Annotated in this window: 21 protein-coding genes; 8 read left to right on the plus strand and 13 right to left on the minus strand. The window is 65.5% G+C overall.

Features of this window, described 5'->3' with window-relative positions; genetic code table 11:
* The first annotated feature begins 9 nt into the window (after nucleotides 1–9).
* The 4 genes from SC1_RS06735 to SC1_RS06745 all read left to right on the plus strand — a co-directional run bounded on the left by SC1_RS06735 (nucleotide 10) and on the right by SC1_RS06745 (nucleotide 3255).
* Nucleotides 10–615, plus strand: coding sequence for a GntR family transcriptional regulator (locus SC1_RS06735; RefSeq protein WP_062179254.1), 606 nt, complete (start codon nucleotides 10–12; stop codon nucleotides 613–615).
* Between the two features lie 97 nt (nucleotides 616–712).
* Complete coding sequence (locus tag SC1_RS22535) at nucleotides 713–847, plus strand: hypothetical protein (RefSeq protein WP_274520227.1); 135 nt, start codon at nucleotides 713–715, stop codon at nucleotides 845–847.
* Nucleotides 848–889: 42 nt separating this feature from the next.
* On the plus strand, nucleotides 890–1549 hold the full coding sequence (locus SC1_RS06740) for a lasso peptide biosynthesis B2 protein (RefSeq protein ID WP_062179257.1): 660 nt from the start codon (nucleotides 890–892) through the stop codon (nucleotides 1547–1549).
* A gap of 86 nt (nucleotides 1550–1635) precedes the next feature.
* Nucleotides 1636–3255, plus strand: coding sequence for an asparagine synthase C-terminal domain-containing protein (locus SC1_RS06745; RefSeq protein WP_137892486.1), 1620 nt, complete (start codon nucleotides 1636–1638; stop codon nucleotides 3253–3255).
* Between the two features lie 88 nt (nucleotides 3256–3343).
* On the opposite strand, the gene SC1_RS06750 is transcribed toward SC1_RS06745, so the two are convergent.
* The 5 genes from SC1_RS06750 to SC1_RS06770 form a co-directional block, all read right to left on the minus strand.
* Nucleotides 3344–5332 (minus strand): Atxe2 family lasso peptide isopeptidase, encoded by a 1989-nt coding sequence (locus tag SC1_RS06750; protein WP_062179262.1) that lies wholly within the window; start codon nucleotides 5330–5332, stop codon nucleotides 3344–3346.
* A complete protein-coding gene (locus SC1_RS06755) occupies nucleotides 5326–8262 on the minus strand; it encodes a TonB-dependent receptor (protein WP_062179265.1) in 2937 nt (978 codons plus the stop codon). Before SC1_RS06755 ends, SC1_RS06750 begins: the two co-directional genes overlap by 7 nt.
* Before the next feature lie 78 nt (nucleotides 8263–8340).
* Nucleotides 8341–9249 carry a FecR domain-containing protein gene (locus SC1_RS06760; RefSeq protein WP_062179268.1) on the minus strand — a complete coding sequence of 303 codons (909 nt, stop codon included), beginning with the start codon at nucleotides 9247–9249 and terminating at the stop codon, nucleotides 8341–8343.
* Nucleotides 9246–9827, minus strand: a complete 582-nt coding sequence (locus SC1_RS06765; RefSeq protein ID WP_083435714.1) for an RNA polymerase sigma factor — start codon at nucleotides 9825–9827, stop codon at nucleotides 9246–9248. Before SC1_RS06765 ends, SC1_RS06760 begins: the two co-directional genes overlap by 4 nt.
* A gap of 287 nt (nucleotides 9828–10114) precedes the next feature.
* The gene (locus SC1_RS06770) at nucleotides 10115–10783 is read right to left on the minus strand and encodes a thermonuclease family protein (RefSeq protein ID WP_062179274.1); all 669 of its coding nucleotides are present in this window, start codon (nucleotides 10781–10783) and stop codon (nucleotides 10115–10117) included.
* A gap of 311 nt (nucleotides 10784–11094) precedes the next feature.
* On the opposite strand from SC1_RS06770, the gene SC1_RS06775 reads away from it, so the two are divergent.
* Nucleotides 11095–11646, plus strand: coding sequence for a type 1 glutamine amidotransferase domain-containing protein (locus SC1_RS06775; protein WP_062179277.1), 552 nt, complete (start codon nucleotides 11095–11097; stop codon nucleotides 11644–11646).
* Nucleotides 11647–11843: 197 nt separating this feature from the next.
* Entirely contained in the window at nucleotides 11844–12530 is a 687-nt protein-coding gene (gene gntA / locus SC1_RS06780) for a guanitoxin biosynthesis heme-dependent pre-guanitoxin N-hydroxylase GntA (protein ID WP_062179280.1), read from the plus strand.
* Nucleotides 12531–12545: 15 nt separating this feature from the next.
* Here gntA and SC1_RS06785 read toward each other — a convergent pair whose 3' ends face one another.
* Genes SC1_RS06785 through cphA form a run of 3 tightly spaced genes read right to left on the minus strand, consistent with a single transcriptional unit; the run spans nucleotide 12546 to nucleotide 16912 of the window.
* Nucleotides 12546–13337, minus strand: a complete 792-nt coding sequence (locus SC1_RS06785; protein ID WP_062179283.1) for a cyanophycinase — start codon at nucleotides 13335–13337, stop codon at nucleotides 12546–12548.
* Nucleotides 13327–14190, minus strand: coding sequence for an isoaspartyl peptidase/L-asparaginase family protein (locus tag SC1_RS06790; RefSeq protein WP_062179286.1), 864 nt, complete (start codon nucleotides 14188–14190; stop codon nucleotides 13327–13329). The genes SC1_RS06785 and SC1_RS06790 overlap by 11 nt, the downstream gene beginning before the upstream one ends.
* Entirely contained in the window at nucleotides 14183–16912 is a 2730-nt protein-coding gene (gene cphA, locus SC1_RS06795; RefSeq protein WP_152682316.1) for a cyanophycin synthetase, read from the minus strand. The genes SC1_RS06790 and cphA overlap by 8 nt, the downstream gene beginning before the upstream one ends.
* 384 nt (nucleotides 16913–17296) lie before the next feature.
* On the opposite strand from cphA, the gene SC1_RS06800 reads away from it, so the two are divergent.
* The gene (locus SC1_RS06800; protein ID WP_083435715.1) at nucleotides 17297–19645 is read left to right on the plus strand and encodes a glycosyltransferase family 4 protein; all 2349 of its coding nucleotides are present in this window, start codon (nucleotides 17297–17299) and stop codon (nucleotides 19643–19645) included.
* Nucleotides 19599–20906: a glycoside hydrolase family 130 protein gene (locus tag SC1_RS06805; protein ID WP_062179289.1), complete on the plus strand. Its 1308-nt coding sequence runs from the start codon at nucleotides 19599–19601 to the stop codon at nucleotides 20904–20906. The genes SC1_RS06800 and SC1_RS06805 overlap by 47 nt, the downstream gene beginning before the upstream one ends.
* 12 nt (nucleotides 20907–20918) lie before the next feature.
* On the opposite strand, the gene SC1_RS06810 is transcribed toward SC1_RS06805, so the two are convergent.
* The 5 genes from SC1_RS06810 to SC1_RS06830 form a co-directional block, all read right to left on the minus strand.
* Nucleotides 20919–21179 carry a hypothetical protein gene (locus SC1_RS06810; RefSeq protein ID WP_054728047.1) on the minus strand — a complete coding sequence of 87 codons (261 nt, stop codon included), beginning with the start codon at nucleotides 21177–21179 and terminating at the stop codon, nucleotides 20919–20921.
* A gap of 121 nt (nucleotides 21180–21300) precedes the next feature.
* The gene (locus SC1_RS06815; protein WP_062179292.1) at nucleotides 21301–21879 is read right to left on the minus strand and encodes a hemerythrin domain-containing protein; all 579 of its coding nucleotides are present in this window, start codon (nucleotides 21877–21879) and stop codon (nucleotides 21301–21303) included.
* A 19-nt stretch (nucleotides 21880–21898) separates the two neighbouring features.
* The gene (locus tag SC1_RS06820; RefSeq protein WP_062179296.1) at nucleotides 21899–22654 is read right to left on the minus strand and encodes an SDR family oxidoreductase; all 756 of its coding nucleotides are present in this window, start codon (nucleotides 22652–22654) and stop codon (nucleotides 21899–21901) included.
* Nucleotides 22651–22971, minus strand: a complete 321-nt coding sequence (locus SC1_RS06825) for a hypothetical protein (protein WP_062179299.1) — start codon at nucleotides 22969–22971, stop codon at nucleotides 22651–22653. The genes SC1_RS06820 and SC1_RS06825 overlap by 4 nt, the downstream gene beginning before the upstream one ends.
* Nucleotides 22972–22981: 10 nt before the next feature.
* Nucleotides 22982–23269 (minus strand): hypothetical protein, encoded by a 288-nt coding sequence (locus SC1_RS06830; protein WP_152682317.1) that lies wholly within the window; start codon nucleotides 23267–23269, stop codon nucleotides 22982–22984.
* Nucleotides 23270–23338 lie beyond the last annotated feature (69 nt).

Consider the following 23338-nt stretch of genomic DNA (forward strand, 5'->3'; position numbering starts at 1 on the left):
GGCACGACCATGGAGCGCGTCTACCTGGAGCTGAAGGCGCGCATATTGTCAGGGAGCTATCCACCGGGCACGCGCCTCGATCCGACGCAGTTGGCGAAGTCCTTCGACGCCAGCGCGACCCCAGTTCGCGATGCGTTGCACCGCCTGTCGGGCGAGAGGATCGTCGAAAGCTGGCATCAGGAGGGGTTCCGCCAGCCGCTCCTCGCCGAGGCCGATCTTCACGATCTGTATGCGTGGGCGGGATCGCTCCTCGGCATCGCGTTGAAGGGGCAGTCGCCGCGCCCCGATCCGCCCGGAATGCTCGTCGAGCTCGCGCATGTGTCGGCCTATCCGGAAGCCGTCGATTCGCTGTTCCGTGCAATCGCGATGGGGAGCCCGAACCGCGAGCTGCGCTACGCGATCATCAATGTGGTCGAGCGTTGTCAGCGATTTCGCGTGGCCGAAGCGCGGATCGATGGCGGCTTGAGGGTCGTGCTCGCGGCGATGGAGGACGATTATCGCTTCGGCCGCTGGACGGCATTGCGCAGCAAGATCACGACCTTTCACCGGCGCCGCATGGCCCAGGCGGGCCGCGTCGTCGCGGAACTCAAGCCGCGTTCGGACCCGCTCAGATAATATTCGACATATTCGAGAATTATAAAATTCCTATACCGATTCAAGGGCGTAGCTTTAATGATGCCGCAATTCCGCGGCGTCAGCAAAGGAGGGTCCCATGGACCGCATCGACAACGCCGAAATCGAAGAACTGGGCATCGCCAGCGTCGAAACGCTCGGCGGGCTTCTGCCCTATCCCGAGGATGGCTCGGTCATCCACTTCAAGCCGGACGGCGCGATCACCGCCGACTGACGGGATGGCGGACGCGGCGCGCGGCGCCGCGTCCGTATCGCCATGAGCTATCATCTTCCATCCCATGTCAGCTTCGGCTTCGTCGGCGGAGGCGCGGTGCTCCTCGATATTGAGGCCGACCGCTACCTGATGCTTCGCGGCGCCGAAGCCGGAGCGCTTGCCGCTCTCGGCACCAGCGGAGCACCAAGGTCTGGCGCGGACCCGGCCCTTGACCGTCTCACGGCAAGGGGACTCCTTGCGAAGGGACCCGGCGCAGCCGTTTTGCCCATATCGGTGCCGGCACCGACGGCAAGCGCGCTGGAGCTTGCGGGCAAGGCCGAGCGCGCCAGCGCGCTCGAAATCGGTCGATATCGCGCCGGAGCCTCGCTGCGCCTTCGCTTCCAGGGGATTGGTGCAACGGTTGCCCGCTGGCGTGCCCTGAAAGCACGACACCTTCGCGGCCGCGCCGACCGGGCCACGGATCCGGGAGCAATGGCTCGCGGCTATGCGGCAGCGCGGGTGCAGCTACCCTGGCGCCGCCTCTGCGTGCCCGACAGTCTGGCGCTTGCGCGATTTCTTTGGAAGCGCGACGTCGATTGCGACGTCCTCTTCGGCGTGCGCATCGATCCCTTTGCTGCCCATGCCTGGGTCCAAAAGGGAGAGCTGCTACTTTCCGACAATATCAATGCCGTGGCGGACTATACGCCGGTTTTCCGGTTGTGACGATCCGCTGCGCTCTTGTCGCGGGGCCTCATACCCCGGTTTTGCCGGGCGGGTTCCACGACGCCGGCAGCATCGGGCGGGCCAGGTTGATCGTCGATGCCCGCACGACCGCCTGGATTAGTCACGGCGTGGCGCTGGTCGGCTGGGCTTTTCATCGCCAGGGATATGCTCCCTGCGAGGCGCTGACGCCCCCCGAGGTCGAGCGCATCGTAGCGAGCGAAGGAGCTTGGGCGATCAGCCAGCTTTGGGGTAATTTTCTTCTCTTCTGGGCCGGAGAGGACGGCAGCACTTTTCTCCTGCGATCCCCTATGAGCGGCCCTCCACTTTTCTGCTTCACCCAGGATGGGTCTGGAGGGCTGGTTCGTACTGCCTTCACCGATTTGCCGCTCGCGCGCGCGCTGGGCTTCGCGCTCGACACGCTCGACCCCGAACGCATCGATGCCTGGATGCGCTTTCCCCTGCTTCGCGGGGCAGCAGGCGAGATTCGCGGTGTCCGCGAGTTATTGCCCGGCGAGATCGCAGTCCTTGGCGAGGACATGACGCGGCCGGCGAGCTGGTCGCCATGGGATTATACGCAAAGACCTCCCGAGCGGATCGATCCTGAGGAGCTTCGCGACAAGGTCAGCCGTACAGTGTCGGCCTGGAGCATGCGGTTCGAGCGCGTGCAGCTAGAGCTCTCCGGAGGGATCGACAGCAGCATTATGGCGGCCTGCCTCAGCGGACGCCGTCGGCCTTGGCGCGGGCTCACGATGGCGACGACCGACCCCGACGGTGACGAGCGGCCCTATGCCCGAGCGGTTGCCGAACATGTCGGCGCGCCGCTGGCCGAGTGGCAGCGTCCGTCCTTTGGCGACCCGATGGCCCCGCCCCAGACACTCCGCGCGAGGCCAGGGGGCTTTGGCCTGCTCGGTCCGAGCGACGGCGCCTATCTGGAAGGTGCGCGCGAGTTCAAGGCCGACGCGATCTTCACTGGTACCGGCGGCGACAATGTGTTCGGCTATCTTACCTCGGCCGCGCCGGTGCTCGATGCCCTGCGCTACGAAGGGCCGATTTCGGGATGGCGCGCGGCGGGAGATCTCGCGCAACTCGCAAACGACAATATGTGGCGCGCGCTGGGCTATGCCATGAAGCGCTTGCTGAAGCCGCCGCCGCTCTGGCCAGTCGATCATAGCCTGCTCTCGCGGCGGTTCGCACGCGATCATCCCGAGCATCCCTGGATGGTCGAGGCACATCGCGCCTCGCCGGGCCAGCAGGTCTACGCGATAAAACTCCTCATCGTGCAGCCATTTCTCGATGGCTACGACCGCGCAGTATCCATGCCGATGATCGCGCCGCTGCTGTCGCAACCGATCATCGAATATACGCTCGGCGTCCCGAGCTGGCAGTGGGGAGAGGGCGGCCAGAACCGCGCGCTTGCGCGCAAGGCGTTCCGGCAGGACCTGCCCGAGATGGTGATCGAACGTCTGGGGAAGGGGCGCATATTGTCGGTATTCCTTCCTGCCTTTGAAACCCATCGCCAGCGCCTTCGCTCGTTTCTGCTGGACGGATGGCTGGCTGGAGCCGGACTCCTCGATCTCGATGCGGTCGCAGCGCTCTTCGCCGACGACACAAGGCCCGATCCGGTCATGGTGACCCGGATATTGAGCTTCGCGGATATCGAGCGATGGGCGCGTTCGGTCGCACATCCGCATTCTGGAGGAGAATAGCAGAGGATGTTCGTCATCGAATGCGATTGATGCTTTGACTGCGATGTCGTGCCGGGCGGTCCCCGGGGGAGGCCCGCCCGACACGAACCTATCGCGCAGGCACGGGCAAGGGCTCCTGTGGACCTCCGGCGCGATAATGGCGCCAGCGCTCATACTGAGCGGATTTCTCCGGAGCCGGGTCCTCCTCACCGGTCAGCCAGAACCGGAACCAGTCGAGATTGCGGTCATAGACGGCGCGCTTGTGTCGCGGCTGATATTTATTGTGGAGCTCATCTGCATAGACGATCATCTCCGCCGGCTTTCCGGCGCGCTTGAGCTTGGTGTGAAACTCCGCGGTCCAAGGGGCTTCCGCATCGGGCAACTGCATCAAAATCGGCGTGTCGATCGCGGCGATATCGTAAACCGCCGACGCGATCTTCCAGCGCGCCGGGTCGCTGTCCGGATCGCCCATGCGCCAATAATCCTCCAGCGTTGCCGCAAAGCCGCGGTCAGGGACGGCATTGGTCCAGAAGTAATGGGGCGAAATTTGGCCGGTCCCGATCGTCGCTGCTGCAAATGCTTTGCTATGGCGGAGAGCCCAGAGCGCGACGCCCGAACTATGGCTGAACCCCGCAATCCCCACTTTGTTCGGGTCGACGAGGCCCTCCTTGGCAAGATCCTCGATTGCGGCGGCGATGACGGTCCGGGCTAGTTCGTAGGTGCCTTCCTGCCCACCACGCGGTGGTCCGCGAAACGGATCGATGCACAGGACGGCGATGCCATGTTCAACGAGCGGCAGCATCGGAAGCTCGTCGCCAGTGCCGCCTTTCAGGAACCCGGCGCAATGATAATTCTGGACGACGACCGGTGTCGGAGTTTTCGTCCCGGCAGGCCTCAGCAGGATGGCTGAGCGATTGCCCGGGAGGGCGAGCGGAATGGCCTCGGCGCGTACGCGCCTCGCAAGTGCGGCATTGGGTTCGAAAACGACGCTATGCTTCGCCCCCGCGAGGGCGATGCGGACAAGGCGCGGCGGAATGAGGGGCTGACTTTCGGCGCAGAGGAGTGCGTCGCGCGCCACGGCGCAGCGAAGCGGGCGGTCGGTCAGGCGAAGCGCACCATCGGTCGTCACGATCTTCCGTGCTGTGCGAGAGCCGACGCTCCACTCCCACACATCCTCGCGCGCGCTGCCGGCATCATGGAAGAGCAGCAAGGCGTCCCGGCCTGGCCTCCACGCCGTCACCAGTAATCCTGGCGATTGGCAGATGGGAGCGGCACAGAGGATTGTCGCCCCATTTTTGCGGGTGACGGTCAAGGTCGTGCGCTTCGCCGCGCGTTTTACGGTCGCAACGCTTCCGTCGTCCGAGGCGACCGAGACCCCTTGCGATGGGGTACGGGTCTCCGTTTTGAGCGAGCCGGAGAGAGGGGTGGCGGCCGGTTGTAGTTGCACGGCTTTCTCGCGGCGCGGCGCATCCCACAATATCCGTCGACGGTCGAACCAGGGGCCGGTGAAGCGCTGCATGATCCTTTTGCCATCGTCGATGACGCCGCCGGCGATCGCCTGGTTGAGATCGACGGCGGCGTCGACCAGCACACCCTCCTCATAGGCCTTCATCTCCGCCTGCTCGATCTGCGCCCGTGTCGCGCCGACCGTATAGCGAAGGCTCTTGCCGTCCGCTGACAGCGCAAACTCGACTATATCTGCATCCTCGCGGATTTCTTCGCGCGCGCCGGCACCCTTTCTCCAGTGCCAAAGCGAGATCGCCCCGGCGTGGTACGCAAGGAACCGAAATCCGCGACTGTCGGGGTCCCAGACCGGGGTCTGGTCGGCGACGAGGCCCGCGCCGTCGATGCGAGCGAGGCCGCCGTCCGCCGCGAACTCCGGCTCGGACCCGTCGACCGCGCCGATATACCATGTGAGGCTCGTTTCGTTGGTTTCGAGCGAGGGCCGACTGACACGGAAGACGATATGCGTCCCATCGGGCGAAATCGTCGGGCCGCCGATCTCTGCGACTTCGACGAGGTCAGTAGCCGCGACAGGTTTGCGGTGGGCCGCCGCTATCGGATTAGCGGCGGCCAGTAACGCGGCGGCAATCACCATGTAATGACCGCCTGAAGCGCCATGTTCCTGCCGATCGCGCTAGCCTGTTCGGGGTCATAGCCCATCGCATAGCTCGGCCCACGGAACTGCACATAGGGCGGATCCTTGTCGAAAAGATTGTTGACGCTGAAACCAATCCGCAGCGAGCGTCGATCGGGATCGCCGATCCGCGCGCCGAGCTGGAGATCGAAGGTCGTCCAGCTCCTGACGCGCTCTACGGGCGTGACCGTGAGGTTGCGGTAGGAGCCCACGTGGTTCACCGCGAGGCCACCATCGAAGGCTCCGAGCGTTAGGCCAGCCCGCGCGCGAAGACGAAGCTTCACCGGACTACCGAGGGTTCCGACCACATGCTCGCGCGGCGCGCTTTCGGTGATCTGGTTGTCGATCGCGAATAGTCTGGTACCCCCGAGGCTGAGCGAGATGCTCCCGCCGCCAACCGGGCGGCTGTAGCCAAGGTCGAAATCCAGACCTCGGATCGCCGAAGTTGATAGGTTGCGGGTCCTGAGATCGATGATGGCGCGGACGTCGGCTGGGGTTACGCCGAGTCCATTCGAGAAGTTCGGCCCAGTGAAATAGCCGTTCACCGTCGCGAGGTCCGGATTGTCCTGAATGATGGACGCATAAAGATCGCGCCGGTTCAGGATATTCCGGCTATCGCTCGATGCCGACGCAATTCGGTCGCGGTAGCGGATATCGAAATAGGTTAGCGACAGCTTCGTGCCCGGGATCGCTCGAGGCTCGAAGTCAATGCCGGCGGTCCAGGTCTCGGCGCGCTCGGGCTGCAGGTCGGGACGAAAGCCGAAGAGTGCGAGGACAACGGTTTGCCCGGTCGGCGACGAGGGATCGGCGACCCGGAGCGTCTGGTAGAGCGCGTTGGCGGTGCCTACCAGTTCGTCGAAGAAAGGCGCGCGGAACGACTTTCCATAGGAAGCGCGGAACGCCAGCCCAGGGAGCGGCGTCCAACGTGCGCCGAACTTTGGATTGGCGGTGTCGCCAAAGTCCGAATAATCCTCATAGCGTCCGGCAGCCGACACGGTGAGCGCGCCGGGAAAGCTGGCGCCGCTGTCGAAGATTGGGGCGACCAGTTCGCCGTAGAGGGCCTTGACGACGCGCTTGTCTGGCAGACCCGGGATGCCGATGACCAGCGGCGTGTCGGTGACGAGGTCGAGCACCTGCTCGAAGGTGAAGCGGTCGCGGCGATACTCGGCGCCCACCGCCATTTTGAGGTCGCCCGCGGGCAGCGCGAACAAGGTGCCGTCGGCACGGAGGGCTCCCGTCCAAACCTCGAACCGGGTTTTGGCGGTGATGGTACCACGCAGGCTGTCGATCAGCGCCGGGTCGTTGACCGCGCCATCGCCGAAGACATTGATCGCCTGCGGGGCGTTCGTCGAGGCGACCGCGCGCGAGAAGCGCAGGCTGTGGACCAGATTGAAGCTGTCATAACGCTCCTTCTGGCGTCCGAACCCGCCGGTCAGTTCGATCGACCAGGTCCCGATGTCGGCGCGTGCGCCAACGAGGCTGTTGAAGGCCTTTGCCGTGCCGCGCAGGCTTTCCGGGCCGAAGTCCGCTGCCGGATCATAATAGACGTTGATCGGCTGACCCGTTCCGATCGGGTCGACATAAAAGGGATTCGCACTTGTAACGCGGACCGGCGTCGGGCCGCTGACGCGGCGTCGTGCCTCGAAACGCCGCTCCGAATACAGGGCGCGCGAGAATAATGTGACGTGCGAGCCGAGCGATTGCTCGACGCTTCCATAGAGGCTCCCTGTCTCCTGCTCGGGCAGAATGTCGGTGTGACGCCGCGCGTCGCCGCGGTTGAAATCCGCGCTCGGCGTCAGTTGGGCTGCCGTCAGCCCGCGACCATTCTGGCCCCGCGGAATGAGGAAACGCTGGCCGTTTGCGGCCACGATGGTCCCGGGGCTGTTATAGTTCGAGCGCAGATCGGGGCCACCGAAGGCTCGAAGATCCTCGGTAGCAAAAGGTCGCTTTGTCGCCTCAAGATTGCCACGCTTGCTATATTCCCCTGCGACGACGAGGTGGCCCGCAGACCAGCCCGTACCGAAAATCTGGCTGATCTGGACCTCGCCATAATCGCCATCGGCGGTCCCGGCACGCAGCCGTGTCTCGGCGCCCTCGAAGCGGTTGCGAAAGCGGATGTTCACCACCCCCGCGACCGCATCCGAACCATAGATTGCGGACGCGCCGTCGGTGAGAATCTCGACCCGGTCGATGGCGACGGAGGGCACGAGCGATACATCGGCATAGGCGCCCGACCCGCCGCCCAGCGCGGGCCGCGCGCCATCGAACAGCGTGAGCGTGGCGCCGGGCCCGAGGCCGCGCAGGTTGAAGCCGCTCCCATAGGCGATATTCGATGAGGCTTTGCCGCGATTGCTGAACCCGACATTGGCCTCGGCGGGACCACCCGAGAAGTTCTGGGGGATCGTCTGGATGAAATCGGCGAGCGTTGCTCGCCCACTGCGATCGAGCGCATCGCGATCGATGGTGGCGACGGCCGAGCCGACGGGGCCCGTTCCACGGATACGGGTTCCGGTTACGACGATCGCCTCGTCACGGCCGTCAATCGATTGCGCTGCCGCGGCACCGTCGTTTCCCTCGCGCAGTACCAGGGCGCCGTCGATGAGTTCTCCGATGAGACCGGTGCCGGAGAGGAGGCGGGATAGGGCAGCGTCAGCGTTCAGGCGGCCGGTCACGCGAGAACTGCGCTTGCCGTGTGTGATCGTGCCGGAGGCGATGACCTCGCGGCCGGAGATTTCGGAGTATCGCTGGAGTGCGGTGGCAAGATCCTGCGCCGGGAGGTTGTAGCTTTGCTGTCCCACCCGAGCCTGAATTTGGGCCTGCGCGCTCGGCACCTGGATCGCGATGGCCGCAGTGCCCGATGCGAGCATCGCCGCAATAAACTTGGTCTTCATGATACCTCCCCAAGCGGCCACTGTTGGCCGTCTGGGGTGCAAAACACCGGGAGAGGATGATCCCCCCTCCCGATCGAACTATTTTTTCCGGAGGATGATTTCGTTGCCTTTGTCCTCGGCCGTAAGGCCGAGCGCAGCGGCAAGCTTGCGCGCGAGGCTGTCGCCGTCGGCGACGTCGAACCGGCCGGTGACGGGAAGCGAGGCAAGGGCGGGATCGTCAAGACGGATGGGCTTGCCGCCGGTCTTGTTCGCCGCGTCGAGAACCGCGCCGAGCGGCAGATTATTGGCCGCGAGCATCGTCGACGGCAGGGGGGGCGTCATCTCGGGAAGAAGGCGCGGGCCGGTCTCGGACACTTCCGCCTTTTCGCCCGGAGCGAGCCGGATTGCTTTCGCGGTGCCGCCGAGCCGAACCTCGACCGAGCCCGAGACCAGCTTGATCTTCGGGCTGGACGCGCGGGCATCAACCTCGAACACCGTGCCGAGCGCGATGGTCTCGGATCGCCCTGCGATGACAATGAATGGCCGGCCGGCATCATGGGCGACCTCGAAGCGGGCGCGCCCGCCGTGCAGGCGGACGCGCCGCTCGCTTGTCGTGAACTGCGGTTCAGCCCATGCGCCGTCCACCAGCGTCACCGTCGACCCGTCGGCAAGGCGAAGTTGGCCGGGCAACATTGGCCCGGCGGCAATCTGTTCGACGTCGACAGGCTTACCGAGGTGCCAGGCAAAGCCGATCGCGATGCTCACAGCCGCGACCGCGGCGACCGCCCAGCGAAGCTGGCGCGGTGCGCTTTGCGACGGACGTGCCTGGGCGCCGATGCGTTGACGCGACATGCTAGCACCCAGCATATAATGTTCCTCTGCCTCGGCATAGGCGTCCGCATGGCCGGGCTTCGCGTGCCACGCGGCGAATGCGGCCCGTTCGGCTTCGGTGGGCGAGCCGTGCATCTTGGCGGCCCAGTCGGCCGCCTCGCTGTCCGCCCGCCTCACAGCTGTGCGTCTCGCGCCTTGCGGATCGCTTTGAGGGCCTTGGCGATATGTTTTTCCACGCGTTTCAGACTCATGCCTTTGATTCGTGAAATTTCGGAATAGCTCAGATCATCGAGCCTGTGCATCAGGAATACATCCCGTGTGGTGGGATTCAGCGCAGCGATCGCATCCTCGGCGCGGCGCAGAAGGTCGCGTTGTTCGAGAACGGCGTGGGGATCGGGACCGGCGAGTTGCTGGTCCTCGAAACTGTCATGGGCCTGTACATGACTGCGCACGCCCGAACGCGCACGGTTCTTGAGAATGCTGCGCGCGGCGGATGCCAGATAGGCGGCGGGCGCTTCCAGAAATCCGGCGCCATACCCCTTAGCGGACATGAGCCGGCGGAACGTCTCCTGGACAAGATCCGGCACCTCCTGCGGCGGCACATTGCGTCGGAAGATTCCGGCGACCCGTGCATGGTGCGAAGCGTAGAGATTCTCCATCCGAGCGTCATGGCCATGACCGGCCCAGTCGTCGGGGGGAAGGGGAGTTCCCGACGGGAGGCCGCGGCCTGCCGAGGGGGCGTCGTCATAGTCCATTCCATATCGCCTACCGGTCGAGCCGGAAAGCGAGTCTGCCGGAGTGGTAAGAACATATTCGGAAATATGCGCCGCCGCCTTTAGCCCGAGGGCCTGGACATACGCGTCGGCCACCCGGCAGCGGATGGAAATTTCACAAGGCTTTCCGACGAGGCTTCTTACGACCCGGCACCGCGCGCCTTCTTGCCCGATGCAGGGCAAGCATAGCCCGACGGTGCGTCAGGGCAAGAGTCCCCGGAGCAATTGCATCCAAATCGAATCGGATTCTTCCTTTGAACCCTCGCTTGTCAGCGGCGCCGATAGGGCTCGCAGGCGATCCCGTCTCCGTCGCCGTCCATCTCGAGACGATAGCCCGGCTGCCCGCGGCGGAGGGGGGCAGCGCCGGACGCCCAAGCCTCCTTGCAGTTACTATAATATGTGGTCGTAGGCCCCGCGCGCGGAGCGGGTGAGGGGATTGATTCCCGGCGCCGTTGGGCGTCGCGGGCGACCGTGTGAGAGTGCGCGGCGCGGTAGTCTGCGGGCATTTGGAATGTCCCGGCCCAAAGACCAAGGCGCGCAGCCTTGGCCCGGGCCTCATGCGCGACATAACGGTCCGAGAAGTCCGCGAGGGCTACCGCAAGCCCGGCGTCGACCAACGCGCCGGCAAGGTCGGTGGCCCCGGCGCGGCAGGCGGCGACGGTGCGTCCATGAGCATCGATGTCGTGCTGTTCGCAAATGATCTGCTGTCCACCGACGAGCGCGGCCAGCTTGGCCGCAGCAGCTTTGCCGCAGGCCCAATTTCTATCCGCCCTTTCGCAAGTCTGCGACAGTTCGGGTGCATCAATGCCGTGAAGCCGGACCGCGATCCCGCCGAAGTCGAGCGAATCTCCGTCGGCGGCGCGTGCCACTCCACTGATATCCTGGGCGAGAGCAGGGACTGCGAGCAGCAGCAGCGAGGCGGCGATGATATGTCTCATGTCACCGAGGATAACCGCTTCGGCTTACCAGGTCCTTGCAGGATCGGACCCGAGCCATTGCAACCTGTTGCCGAGATGCATCATCGCCGCCGCATAACGCTACGGCATGGTAGATTTTTCTCGCCTGTTTTGCGCGATCGTCTATCCGCCGGCTCGCGACCCGAATGGAGGGCTCCCTTCATTCACTGACTTGGCGGCCCCTCGGGGCCGCCTTTTTCATTTGTAGCTTCGCATGGCAGGCATGGGCCGAGGCAGGCAACATATGAAGGCGCGGCGCATTTGTCTGGATAACAGGCAAAGGAGCTCCCCTCATGGCAACTACCGAACCCCTATCGTCCCGGCGTATCCTCATCATGGCCGCCGACGGCTTCGAACAATCCGAACTTGAGGTCCCGCTTGAGCGTCTTCAGGACGCTGGAGCCAAGATCGATATCGCGTCCCTCGAGATGGGCGATATTACCGGCTGGGACGAAGATGACTGGGGCGACGAGATCGAGGTCGACCTCAAGATATCCGATGTCCATATCGACAATTACGACGCGCTCATACTGCCGGGCGGTCAGATCAATCCGGATCTTCTGCGCGTCGATGACGACGCGGTGGCGTTGATTCGTGACTTTGCCGCGACCGGCAAACCGGTTGCGGCCATCTGCCACGCGCCATGGCTTCTGATCGAAGCGGGGCTGGCAAAGGGGCGGCGCTTGACCTGCTATAAGTCGATACGGACCGACGTCGCGAACGCGGGTGCCGAGGTGGTCGACGAGGCGGTCGTGATCGACGGCAACATCATTACCAGCCGCTGCCCCGACGATTTGCCTGCATTTTGCGACGCGATCGTAGAGGCGCTGCAGGACAAGAGCTGAAATTTCTGAGAAGTTGCGTTTGTGAGCGCCCCTCGATTGCGTGGAATAACCGGGCTTTGAGATATTTAGAGGGGCTAAGCTATACACTACGGCTGCAGGCCACCGATCGAAAATGAGCGGAGGCGAGGCGACCGAAAAATCGACGCAACCCAGGTTAACTCGCTGCAACCGCGGCAAGAGAGGTCGGTTTCAGCAGCATGCTACCGCCAACCGACGACAGCTCCCATCCTCTGGCTCAACGCTTCCGGGACTTCATCCGCGCCACGGATTTTCCCTGTGTCGGAGCGAAGTCCGCGCTTGCGCGAAGCCAGATCCGCTTCGTCGTCGGCCGCGACATGCGCTCGGCTTGGGACGATTTGCGCATCTACCCCAATCTCCTCGATCTCGCCTGGAGTTATGCGCGCTCGCCGAGCCTATTCCATTCGCTCGTGGTGATCTTCGAGGAGGATGGCGGGCTCGACGAGCAAGCGTTCGAGACATGTCTGTGGGAGCGCATCGACTCGCTGAGCCGGAAGGACGACTGGGCAGGCCAGCCGCCCGATCCGCGCGTCAGTCACAGCCCTGATGATCCGCACTTCTCGCTGAGCTTCGGCGGCGAGGCCTTTTTCGTCGTCGGCCTCCACCCCCGAGCCAGCCGTCCCGCGCGCCGCTTCGAACGCCCCGCACTGGTGTTCAACCTCCACGACCAGTTCGAGAAGCTGCGCGAGACCGAGGTCTATGAGACGATGCGCGGAAAGATCATCGCACGCGACATCGCCTTGGCCGGAAGCGCGAACCCCATGCTTGCCCGTCACGGCGACGTGTCGGAGGCACGGCAATATTCGGGGCGGGCTGTCGGACCCGATTGGCGGTGTCCCTTCTCCGGACGTAACGCGGCGCCCTGAGCGCCGTTGCGCAGCCTATTTTGCCGGGCGGCGCGGCGCCAGGTCGAAACTCTCCCCATCGCGCAGCGCGTGAAGCGTCGCGCCGTGAAGCGATACGATGCCGCCGGACGAGGCGCCCGCCGCGGCGGAATGGCTCGCCCGCGACGCGTCGACGATCGTGACGCCGCCGCTTCCGATCACCCGCGCGGTGCCGGCCTCGATCCGGAGCGCGGTGTCCTCATCGATCCCGATTCCGAGACAGTCGGGACGACGGCTGACCGCGCCGAGAAGCCGCCCGATGCGCCCGCGCTCCGCGAAATGCTGGTCGATGATGCAGTCGGGGATGAGGCCAAGCCCCGGCACCAGTTCGATGTCGTCGATGCGCGGCGTCTCTTCGCCGCTTCCGCCGATGAGCATCGTTTCGCCCTGCGCCGAGGCTCCCGCCGACGTTCCCGCGATAAGTCCCCCGCGATCGTGGAGCGCGTGAATGGCCGCCTCGATGGGCGTGTCTCCGGTGAGGCTCACGAGGCGCGACTGGTCGCCGCCGGTGAAGAAGATACCGTCGGCCTGGTCGATCATCCGTACGCGCGCCGGATCCCGGGCTTGATCCCGATCGTCGAGGTAAAGCTCGACGAGCCGGCCGATCCCAAGCGGCGCAAAACCCTCGCAATAGGCCTCGAAATATCCATCGCGCTTCGCGCTGGCGATAGTGGCAATGACGAGCGTGCCTTGGCCCAGCTCAGCAGCGATTGCACCGAGTATCTTGCGGCTGCCATCCTTGTCTTCATGGCCGCCGATTAGGAAAAGGGGGCCGCGATTAATGGGCATGGTGATCCTTCCAGACGATGTCGGAAACCGCGGACATTCCCTCGCGGGCATAGGCGGCGGCGAAATGCGGACTGTTGTGCGCGATGCCGATCGCGCCGTCGCGGTCGAGAAGGATGACGCCCGCCTCGGCTCGGAGGCGCGCCATCGGTTCGAAAATCGTTGTAACCGCCGCGCTGGCGCCCGTTGTCTCGAGCGCGCGCATCACGCGCGCGGCAAGCAGCGTCCGTGCGATCGCCTCACCGTCGCCCGAAAGCGACACCGCGCCAATGCCGTCCTCGGCATAGAAGCCGCAGCCGGGAAGCGGTGCGTCGCCGACGCGCCCGGCGAGCGTGCCCGCCAGTCCGCCGGTCGATGTAGCCGCGGCAACATGTCCCGCCCGGTCGCGCGCAACGCAGCCGACCGTATCATGGTCGCTCTCGCCCGCTGTCGCCGGGCGCATGGCTTCCATGGATTCCGCGATACCGCTCGCTCGTGCGAACGCCTCGGCTCCGGCACCGACGAGGAGCACGGGCGGCTTCCTAAGCATGGCATGCGCCGCTTCGACGGGATTGTAGAGGAACCGCACGCAAGCAACCGCGCCGACGTCGAGCGTGGCGCCATCCATGATACCCGCGTCCATCTCGACCTCGCCGTCGGCATTCGCCACCGATCCCCGGCCCGCGTTGAACAGCGGATCATCCTCGAGCAGGCAGACCGCGGTCTTGACCGCCTCGAGCGCGCTGCCGCCGCGCTCCAATATCATCCTGCCGGCTTCCAAGGCTGCCGCGCACCCCTCGCGGCGCGGCGCCTCCAGTGCAGGAGGGATCCGGCACGCTCCGCCGTGGACCGCGATCGCCCAACGTCCGTCAGCCATGCGCCGCCTCCAGCAATCGGGCGTCCTCAGGACCGGCGCCCGCCGCCCAGGCTTCGACGATCCTCCATATTCCGTCGACGTCGGTCGGCGTGAGTACCACGATATCGCCGGGGCGCGCGGCCGCAAGACAAGCCGAGGCAGCGTCATACTCACCATCGTGCATGCCGATCGCGGCCGCATCGAGTCCCGCTGCGAGGGCGCCCTTGCGCATCAGGGCATTGGCTTCGCCGGGTGGGCGTCCCCTGAGGTCAACATTCTCGCGCAGCATCAGGACGTCGAACATCCCGCCCGAGAGAGCGCCGATATCGACGAGATCGCAATCGCGCCGGTCCCCCGGAATTCCGATCATTCCGATCACACGGGCATCGCTGTCGCCGCGCATCGAGCCGAGCAACTCGGCGAGCGCGATGAGCGCGGCGCGGTTATGGGCATAATCGACGACGATCCGCACCCCGTGCGCCTCGGCAAGGCTGAGACGCCCCGGCGAATCCTCGAAGCTTGGACGAAAGGAGGCGAGGCCTGAGGCGATCATATCTGGAGCAATCCCATAGGCGGCGGCCATCGCGGCGGCCGCGGCGGCATTCTCGACATTGAACCGGGCCGTCCCGTTCAGCGTCACGGGAATAGTCGCGATGGGAATGATCGGCATGGATTCGCTGCCCCGGTGCAGCATGAGCGTTCCGCGCTCGCAGCTTACCGCCAGTCCGCCGCTCTCGAGATGCGCTTGGATCGGTCCCAACGCAGCCGCTACCGCTCCGCCGGTGAACCAGACGATCCGTCCGCGGGCCCGGCGTGCCATCCGCACGGTGAGCGGGTCGGCGGCGTTGAGAACGCAGGCGCCGCTCTTTTTGACGTTGCGGGCAACGATCGCTTTGACGCGCGCCAGGTCGGCGAGCGTCTCGATGCCCTTGAGGCCGAGATGGTCGGGCGTGACATTAAGGACTGCCCCGACGTCGCACGCGTCGAAAGCGAGGCCCTCGCGCAGCATTCCGCCGCGCGCGGTCTCGAGAACTGCCGCTTCGACGCGGGGGTGGCGCAGCAGCATGCGCGCGCTCTTGGGACCGCTCGCGTCGCCCCCGGCGCTGCGGGTCTCGCCGACATAGACGCCCGAGGTACAGGTGAAGCCGGTGGTGAGGCCATGGTGTTCCAGGATTCGCGCGAGCATGCGCACCGTCGTCGTCTTGCCGTTCGTTCCGGTCACCGCGAAGATGGGGATACGGCTCTTTTGGCCTTTCGGAAAGAGCGAGGCGATGATCGGCCGCGCAACGTCGCGCGGCGTCCCTTCCGATGGAGCAAGATGCATGCGAAGCCCGGGCGCGGCATTGACTTCGACGATGCCGCCCCCCGACGCACGGACGCTTTGCGCGATATCGGGGACGATCATGTCGATGCCGGCGACGTCGAGTCCGAGCGCGGCGGCGGCGTCGATTGCGATCGCCGCATTTTCGGGATGAATGACATCGGTCCGGTCGATCGCGCTCCCGCCGGTCGAGAGGTTGGCGGCGCCGCGGAGCGTCACGATCTCGCCTGCCTTGGGCACGCTCGCGAGAGTGAAGTTCGCCTCGGCGAGAAAGGCCTCGAGCGCGGCGTCGATGCGGATCCGGGTGAGAACGGCCTCATGCCCGACACCGCGGCGTGGATCGTTGTTAACCGCCTCGATCAGATCCGCGATGCTGTTCCTGCCATCGCCGGCCACATGCGCGGCGACGCGCTCGGCGACCGCGACCACGGCTGTGCCGACGACGAGAATGCGGTGATCGGCTCCGACGAGCTGCTGCTCGACGATGACACGCGGTGCGATGGCTTGCGCTCGCTCGAAGGCGTCGCAAAGAGTTCCATCGTCGGCGACGCTCGTGGTGACACCGCGGCCCTGATTGCCGTCGAGCGGTTTTACAACGACCGGCCAGCCGAGCTTCGCGGCAGCGCGTTCCGCCTCCGACACCGTCCGCACGAGTTCGCCGCGCGGTACGGGGATACCGATGCTCGTGAGCATCTCTTTCGCCGCCTGCTTGTTCGCGGCGAGTTCGGCGCCGATCAGCGATGTCGCGCCGGTCACGCTCGCCCGAATGCGGCGCTGGCGGTGGCCGGTGCCGAGCTGGATGAGGCTTGCCTTGTCGAGCCGCAGGACGGGGATATGCCGGCGCCGCGCTTCGGCGACAAGCGCCGCGGTGCTGGGGCCGAGCCCGTTCTTGCGGACGATCGCTCGAAGCGCGCTCACCCTCGTGTCTGTATCGGTCGCTCTGCCGTCGAGCTCCGGGGAGATACGATCGAGCCCTTCGGCACCCTGCATCGCAGTCGGAAGCAGCGCGTTCACGAGTTCTATGGCTGCCCGCCCGGCGGCTAAGCCGCTCGGCGCATCGGCGTAGCAGTAGAGAATATCATATTGGCCCGGCTTGCCGCGCACCCTGCGCGTCTTGCCCCTCGTGACCGCGGCCCCGGCGCTGGTCTGCAGCTCGATCGCCACATGTTCGATGATATGGCCGAGGCGGGTTCCGTCGGCGAGCCGGCGGAGAAAGCCGCCAGGCGCGCCATAGCTGCAGCCATGGTCCACGAGGCCGGGAAGTAGCGATTGCAGGGCATTGTCGAAACCCGGGAGGCGGTCGCTCGGATAATCGTCGAGGATCCCGAGATCGACGCGGATCCGGATCATCGGACGCCGGCTGTAGAGGTTGGGGCCGTTATAGACCGAGCGTTCGAGCACGCGCAGCTGGGCGGAACTCAATGCGCCGGCCTTGCAGGGGGCAGCGACCGGTTGCCGCGGTCGAGGGGCGCGGTTCGAGCCGGGGCGCGCGAAAAGATGGGGCCGGGAGGGGAGAGGGGGAAGCGCGGCATGCTTGTCCTTGGGTTGGGTCCTGCAGCTGCCAACGCGAGCGGCTGGGCCCGGTTGCCGGAGTTAACCTGGATCATGGCGATTGTTGCCGGCGGGTCGGCAACTGCACGCGCGGGGGCGCGTTGGGGAAGCAGGCGGTGACGCATCTCCTGCCAGAGCGGGGCGCGCCCTTAGGGCTCGACCGTTCTCCACTGAATCCCGTCTCGAGGGGAAGAAGGGCAAGGTCGATGCGCGCGCCTGTTCTTCATTCGGGGGGACCGGACAGAAGGCACAACGATGAAATTCGACAGCGAGACCAGCTTCCTTACCGCATTCGACAGTGAAGAGAGTCGCCACGGCGGCCCCGTTGCCAGTATTGCCGCGCGCGCCCGTCGCCTCGCGCTCATCGGTTGTTTCCGGCCGCGCCAGTGTGGGATCGCGACCTTTACCGCCGACATTTACGACCATCTGACGACCGCGCGTCCCGACATGGCAATCGATGTCTATGCGATGGCAGCCAGGCCGGGCGATGCGAGCGATTTCGCAGCCGTTGCTGGCATCGATGAGAAAGATGCCGATGGCTATCGCGCTGCCGCGGAGGCGATTAACGCGAGCGGCGCCGACGCGGTCTGGCTCCAGCATGAGTTCGGGATTTTCGGGGGTCCCGCGGGCGACATGATACTGGGACTCGTCGACCGCGTTGCGGCGCCGCTGATCGTCACCTTCCATACCATCCTCGCCGAGCCGAGCGCCGACCAGCGGCGCGTGATGGAGCATCTCGTCGCGAAGGCGGCGAAGCTCGTCGTGATGAGCGCCTTCGGCCGCGAGACGCTGATCCGCGTTTATGGCGCGAAGGCGGAGCGCATCGAGCTCATCGAGCATGGCACCCCCGACCGGGCCTTCGAGGGATGTTCGCCGCTTCGCGAGCGGCTCGGCCTTGCGGGCCGTCCGGTCGTCTCGACCTTCGGCCTCCTCGGACCGGGCAAGGGGCTCGAAGCGGCCATCCGCGCGCTGCCGGCGATCGCCGCCCAATATCCCGACATTCTCTATCGGATCGTCGGCGCCACCCATCCCAATCTCGTCGCTGCCGAGGGCGAAGCCTATCGGCAGAGCCTTGCCGATCTCGCCGAGGAGCTCGGCGTCGCGGACAATATCGCTTGGGAAAACCGCTTTCTCGACCTGCCCGAACTCCTCGAGCAGATCGAACTTTGCGACATCTATCTCGCGCCTTATCCCAATCTCGCGCAGATCACTTCGGGTACGCTCGCCTATGCGGTGGCGCTCGGCCGCGCGGTCGTATCGACGCCCTTCGTGCATGCGCGCGAATTGCTCGCCGATGACGTGGGCATCCTGCTCGGCGGGGCCGACAGCGACGCGATCGCCGAGGCGGTGTTGCTGTTGCTCGCGCACCCCGGCGAACGGCGCGCGCTCCAGGAGCGCGCCTATGCGCGCGGCCGGTCCACCGCCTGGCCGGTCATCGCGGCGCGCTTTGCATCGCTGATCGAAACCGTCGCGGCCGTGCCGGCGCGGCGCGAGCCGCGGCGGATGTTCCCCTCCTTCGCCGCGATCCGCGCGCTCTCGGACGATGTCGGCATATTGCAGCACGGGACGGGGCTCATTCCCGACCGGAATCACGGCTATTGCATCGACGACAATGCCCGCGCTTTAATGCTCGTCAATGCGAGCCCGTCGCTCGGCGAGGAGGAATATGGCCTGCTCTTCGCGCGCTACGCCGCCTTCCTTCACCATGGTTGGAATCCCGATCGCGGGCGCTTCCGCAACTTCATGGCCTATGACCGGCGCTGGCTCGAGGATGAAGGGTCCGAGGACAGCAACGGGCGAACGCTCTGGGCGCTCGGCCATGGCGCAGCGCACGCGCGCACGCCGGAGCTTCGCGCATGGTGTGCCGACCTGTTTTCGCGAACCGCCCCGTTCGCGGCGGGCCTCAAAAGTCCGCGCGCGATCGCGTTCGCACTTCTCGGAGCCGACGAACTTCTGTCGCGCGAGTCGGGGCATGCCGCGGCAGGCGCGATCGTCGAGCGCGGCGGCGCCTTTTTGCACGCCCTCTGGCGAAGCGCGCGGCGGAGCGGCTGGGAGTGGTTCGAACCCACTCTCGCCTATGACAATGCGCGTCTCGCCGAGGCGCTCCTGCGCGCCGGGCGGCGGACGGATACCGTTCCGATGGAAGAGGCCGGCATCGGGGCGCTCGACTGGCTCTGCGACATCCAGACGAGCAGCGAGGGGCATTTCCGCCCGATGGGCTGCGAGGGCTTCGGCGCCGAGGGCGAGCTTTTTCCGTTCGACCAACAGCCGCTCGAAGCCTGGGCGACGGTCGATGCCGCCGCCGCCGCCTACCGCTTGACGGGCAAGCTGCGCTGGCATGACAGGGCGGAGCGGGCCTATGGCTGGTTTCTCGGCGCGAACGACCGCGGTGCGGTGATCGCGAGTTCGGCAACGGGGCGCTGCTGCGACGGGCTGACCCGTCACGGGGTCAATTCGAACGTCGGGGCCGAGTCCGCGCTGGCTTTTCACCTTGCGCACCGCGCGATGGCCGATACATTCTGGACGCGGGGGATAGCGAAGGACACCAGCGCCAGCGATGTTGATCTGCAATCCGAACCACACGCCGCTGCACATTCTTCATGACAAGCTTGCGGCCGACCCTGCGCGGGTCGTGCTCAGGCCCTTCCACCTCGCCTGGCAGTCCAATGTGTCCGAGCCGTCGCGGGCGGCGCAGCTCGCCGCCGACATATTGGCGATGGACGAGGAGGAGGCCGAGGCACAGCTCGGCCTCGTGTGGAAGGATTTTTCCGAGCGCCACTGGCAGATCGGGCGGATTTTCGACGAACGCTTCGCCGAGGTCGCGGAAGATCTGGAGCTCGATCCCGGCATCGTCTCGCCCGTCAAGCGGCGGCTGATCGGCGCCTATTTCTGTCACGAATATAGCTATGCCGCCGCCGCGCTCATGAACCCGAGCGTCGTCCCGCATCCCGACCAGAGCGGGCTTGCCGCCGACCAGCAACGCTTTCTCATGTCGATGCGCGCGGTGGGCGAGGGCCATATCAGCTCGGTCGCCTTCCGCGAGGGAATCATCGGCGAGGGCGGCGACTTCACGCTTTGGCCCCAGTCGGGGCCCGCGATGGCGGCGGTTGCCGACGACCGCCATCGGCTTGGCGATGACGGCAAAGTGAATGTCCACCGCCAGCCCGACAGTGCGATCTCGAACAGCGTTCTCTTTCCGATGACCGAGGCGCAGCGCGGCGGCATCGAGGATCTGCGTCTGGTGCCCTTCGTGCACGACGACGGTCGCACCGAATATATCGGCACCTATACCGCTTATTCGGGGCAGGCGATCCGCTCGGAGCTCCTGCGCACGACCGATTTCTCGGGCTTCTCGCTCGAACCATTGTCGGGGCGCGCCGCGCGCCACAAGGGCATGGCGCTGTTTCCGCGCAAGGTCGGCGGCCGCTATCTCATGATCGCGCGGCAGGACGGCAAGAACATCACCATCATCGCGTCGGACAGTCTCACCGACTGGGACGACGAGGGACAGATCCTCATGCGTCCCGCCTATGCGTGGGAGCTCATCCAGATGGGCAATTGCGGCAGCCCGATCGAATGCGACGAGGGCTGGATCCTTCTCACGCACGGCGTCGGTGCGATGCGCAAATACAGCCTTGGCGCGGCCTTGCTCGACCGCGACGATCCGACCAAACTCATCGCGCGCACCGAGTGCCCGATCCTATCGGCCGCCGAGAGCGACCGCGAAGGTTATGTTCCGAATGTGGTCTATACCTGCGGCGCGATGCGCGTCGGCGGGGACCTGTTCATACCTTACGGGATTTCGGACAGCGCGATCGGTTTTGCGACGACGCCGATCGAGCGGCTGCTCGCGAGCATGCGTTAGAGGCCGGGCGCCTTATTTAAAGGGCGCGGGACGCTCGATCTTCCGCCTGGCATCGACCGATGCGACGAGCACGGCGCAACACAGGCAGCCATCCTCGTCGGTCACCTCGATCCGGAGCGTATCGACATCGTTGATGAGTTCGGGATTGTCCCCGAGGAGGTGCCCCGCATAGCGGGCCGCCTCGACCCGGGCTGCGGCCGTGTCGGGCAGATCGACGCCTTCATCGTCGAGCTCGCGCTGGCCGCTGCTGCTGTGGAAATAATAACGGGGCATCCAACTTCTCCCACCTTCGGCAACTCACAAGTCTGCCTAGGGTTTCGATCCGGCCACCGCCCCTTCGTCACTGCACCACGACACATGCCGATCGGGGGGGCCTCATACCCGCCTATGGCGCTCAGGCGGCGGCAAATCCAGCCTTGTTCATCACTGCGGTCACATGTTTGTTGCCGTCGTCGCCGAGCGCAGCCCTGAGACGGGGGAAAAGGCGCTGTTCCTCTTCCTCGACATGCGCCTCGATCTGGCTGCGAAATTCGCGGACCTTGGCGATCCAGGCGGGGTCGGCGGCGTCCATTTCCGAGAGGTCGAAAAGATATTGCTTCACATAGCCATGGTCGTGAACGAGCTTGTCGGCGTCCTCGATCTGGCCATGGTCGCGCATCGCCGGATAGACGACATTCTCCTCTTCGAACGCATGTTTGGCGAGCGCGTGCTGGAGCTGGACGAGCAGCGCCTTTCGCTTTTTGACGTCGCTTTCGTCGGTCGCCTCGAGTGCGTCGAACAGCGTCATCGTCAACCGGTGTTCGGCCTTGAGGCCCTCGTCCCACTGTCCCTTGAGCGCGGTGAGGCTCTGCACCGCGGCCTTTCGGCCGAGGTTGGCGACGAGGCCGACGGCAAACCCCGCCGCGGCCGCACCGAGCAGGAAGGCCGGGTTGCCCAGCGGCTGGCGCGCGTTGGCGAAAATGTTGAGGGACATGGAAGGCTCCTTCGGAAGGTCAGGGATGGTCGAGGCGGGTCTCGACGCGGATGAGCGATACCGCCGTGCGTCGCGGCTGAACGAGCATGAAGTGGGCCGCGACCGCGATGTCCTCGGCGCGAAGCATCTGATGCTTGCCGATCAGTTCCTTCTGCTTTTCGGGCGGGAATTCGGGATACTGGAAGTCGGCACCGGTAAACCCGGGCTCGATCAGTCCGACCTTGATATCCTGCTCCGCCAGCTCCTTGCGGAACGACTGGACGAAGCCCTGTATGCCGCTTTTCGCCGCGACGTAGATCGAGCTGCCCGGACCGCGCGACACCGCGGTCATCGATCCGATCATAATGATGTCGCTGCCCGCCGACATGCAGCGCGCCGCTTCCTGGGCGCAGACGAGATAGGCGGTGAAGTCGGTCTCGAGCTGGTAGCGCGCCTCACTCTCGCCTGCGTCGGCAAGCGCCGCCGCCGGGACGGCGGCGTTGATTACCGCAATGTCGATTTCGCCGAGAAAGTCTCGCGCTGCCTCGAAAAACCGGTCGACGTCTTCCGCCACCGAAAGATCCACATTGATCCCGTCGCCTTCGCCCACTTCGCGGACGCGCTGCAGCGCATCCTCCAGATGTTCGGGGGTACGGCCGCAGATGAACACTTTGACGCCGTAACTTGCCAAGAGGACCGCGATCGCGCGGCCGATCCCGGTCGTGCCCCCGGTTATGATCGCGCGCCGGCCCTTGATGTCGGGAGCCTCGGTATGCGCGTCGGCTTCGTCGATCATGGCATTTCCTCGAACGTCGTGGTGGGCTCATCTCTCGTTCGCAATGACGGCGCGGCGACGACCCAGTAGGGATTGTCATCGTCGGCCTTGAGCAGGCTGCATAGCGGCGCGCCGTCGACGAACAGCCGTGCGGAGCGGCCGGCCGCTTCGCCGGCGGCGATATCGAGCGCGCTTGCGGGGCTCGCCGCCTCGAAGAGGAGGCGCTTCTCGAGGCCGATATGATCCTCGGCATAGTGCAGCATGAGCGTCGGCTTGCGTGCGGGCGCCGGGTCGTCCGATGTTACTGCCGCGACTTGGCCGGTGACGGGAGCGTTCATCGTCAGTCCCTCAGTAAGCTGGCGGATCGCTGCTCGGGAAGGATTCGTCGGCGGCCTGGTCGACGCGGTCCCACTTACGCCTTACCTCGTCGCGCATGCCGTCCGGTCCCGCCGAGCGGGTCTGATCGAAATTTTCGGGATGTGTCTCGCCGTCGGCGAAGGCCGCCGAATGGCCGTCGTCCTTCACATCGGCCGGCGCCTGCTTGCGCGTGAACCAGAACAGCGCCCCGAGGACGCCGATACCGAGAATTTTTCCGAACCCCGACGAACGGCGGGGCGCCGTCATTGCGTGTGCCATGTCTGTCTCCAGCTTGAGAAAAAATCCGGGAGGCTGAAAGGGCAACGGGGGGGCGGCCTCAAAGTTGCC

The sequence above is a fragment of the Sphingopyxis sp. C-1 genome (genome assembly GCF_001047015.1).
Lineage (GTDB): Bacteria > Pseudomonadota > Alphaproteobacteria > Sphingomonadales > Sphingomonadaceae > Sphingopyxis.

Excerpts from the sequence above, each read along its gene's own strand:
- SC1_RS06755 (WP_062179265.1), bottom strand. The coding sequence starts at position 8,262 with ATGAAGACCAAGTTTATTGCGGCGATGCTCGCATCGGGCACTGCGGCC.
- SC1_RS06765 (WP_083435714.1), bottom strand. The coding sequence starts at position 9,827 with ATGGACTATGACGACGCCCCCTCGGCAGGCCGCGGCCTCCCGTCGGGA.
- SC1_RS06815 (WP_062179292.1), bottom strand. The coding sequence starts at position 21,879 with ATGTCCCTCAACATTTTCGCCAACGCGCGCCAGCCGCTGGGCAACCCG.
- SC1_RS06825 (WP_062179299.1), bottom strand. The coding sequence starts at position 22,971 with ATGAACGCTCCCGTCACCGGCCAAGTCGCGGCAGTAACATCGGACGAC.
- SC1_RS06805 (WP_062179289.1), top strand. The coding sequence starts at position 19,599 with ATGTTGATCTGCAATCCGAACCACACGCCGCTGCACATTCTTCATGAC.
- SC1_RS06820 (WP_062179296.1), bottom strand. The coding sequence starts at position 22,654 with ATGATCGACGAAGCCGACGCGCATACCGAGGCTCCCGACATCAAGGGC.
- SC1_RS22535 (WP_274520227.1), top strand. The coding sequence starts at position 713 with ATGGACCGCATCGACAACGCCGAAATCGAAGAACTGGGCATCGCCAGC.
- SC1_RS06830 (WP_152682317.1), bottom strand. The coding sequence starts at position 23,269 with ATGGCACACGCAATGACGGCGCCCCGCCGTTCGTCGGGGTTCGGAAAA.
- SC1_RS06810 (WP_054728047.1), bottom strand. The coding sequence starts at position 21,179 with ATGCCCCGTTATTATTTCCACAGCAGCAGCGGCCAGCGCGAGCTCGAC.
- SC1_RS06740 (WP_062179257.1), top strand. The coding sequence starts at position 890 with ATGAGCTATCATCTTCCATCCCATGTCAGCTTCGGCTTCGTCGGCGGA.
- SC1_RS06785 (WP_062179283.1), bottom strand. The coding sequence starts at position 13,337 with ATGCCCATTAATCGCGGCCCCCTTTTCCTAATCGGCGGCCATGAAGAC.
- SC1_RS06770 (WP_062179274.1), bottom strand. The coding sequence starts at position 10,783 with ATGAGACATATCATCGCCGCCTCGCTGCTGCTGCTCGCAGTCCCTGCT.
- SC1_RS06790 (WP_062179286.1), bottom strand. The coding sequence starts at position 14,190 with ATGGCTGACGGACGTTGGGCGATCGCGGTCCACGGCGGAGCGTGCCGG.
- SC1_RS06735 (WP_062179254.1), top strand. The coding sequence starts at position 10 with ATGGAGCGCGTCTACCTGGAGCTGAAGGCGCGCATATTGTCAGGGAGC.
- gntA (WP_062179280.1), top strand. The coding sequence starts at position 11,844 with ATGCTACCGCCAACCGACGACAGCTCCCATCCTCTGGCTCAACGCTTC.
- SC1_RS06775 (WP_062179277.1), top strand. The coding sequence starts at position 11,095 with ATGGCAACTACCGAACCCCTATCGTCCCGGCGTATCCTCATCATGGCC.
- SC1_RS06750 (WP_062179262.1), bottom strand. The coding sequence starts at position 5,332 with ATGGTGATTGCCGCCGCGTTACTGGCCGCCGCTAATCCGATAGCGGCG.
- SC1_RS06800 (WP_083435715.1), top strand. The coding sequence starts at position 17,297 with ATGAAATTCGACAGCGAGACCAGCTTCCTTACCGCATTCGACAGTGAA.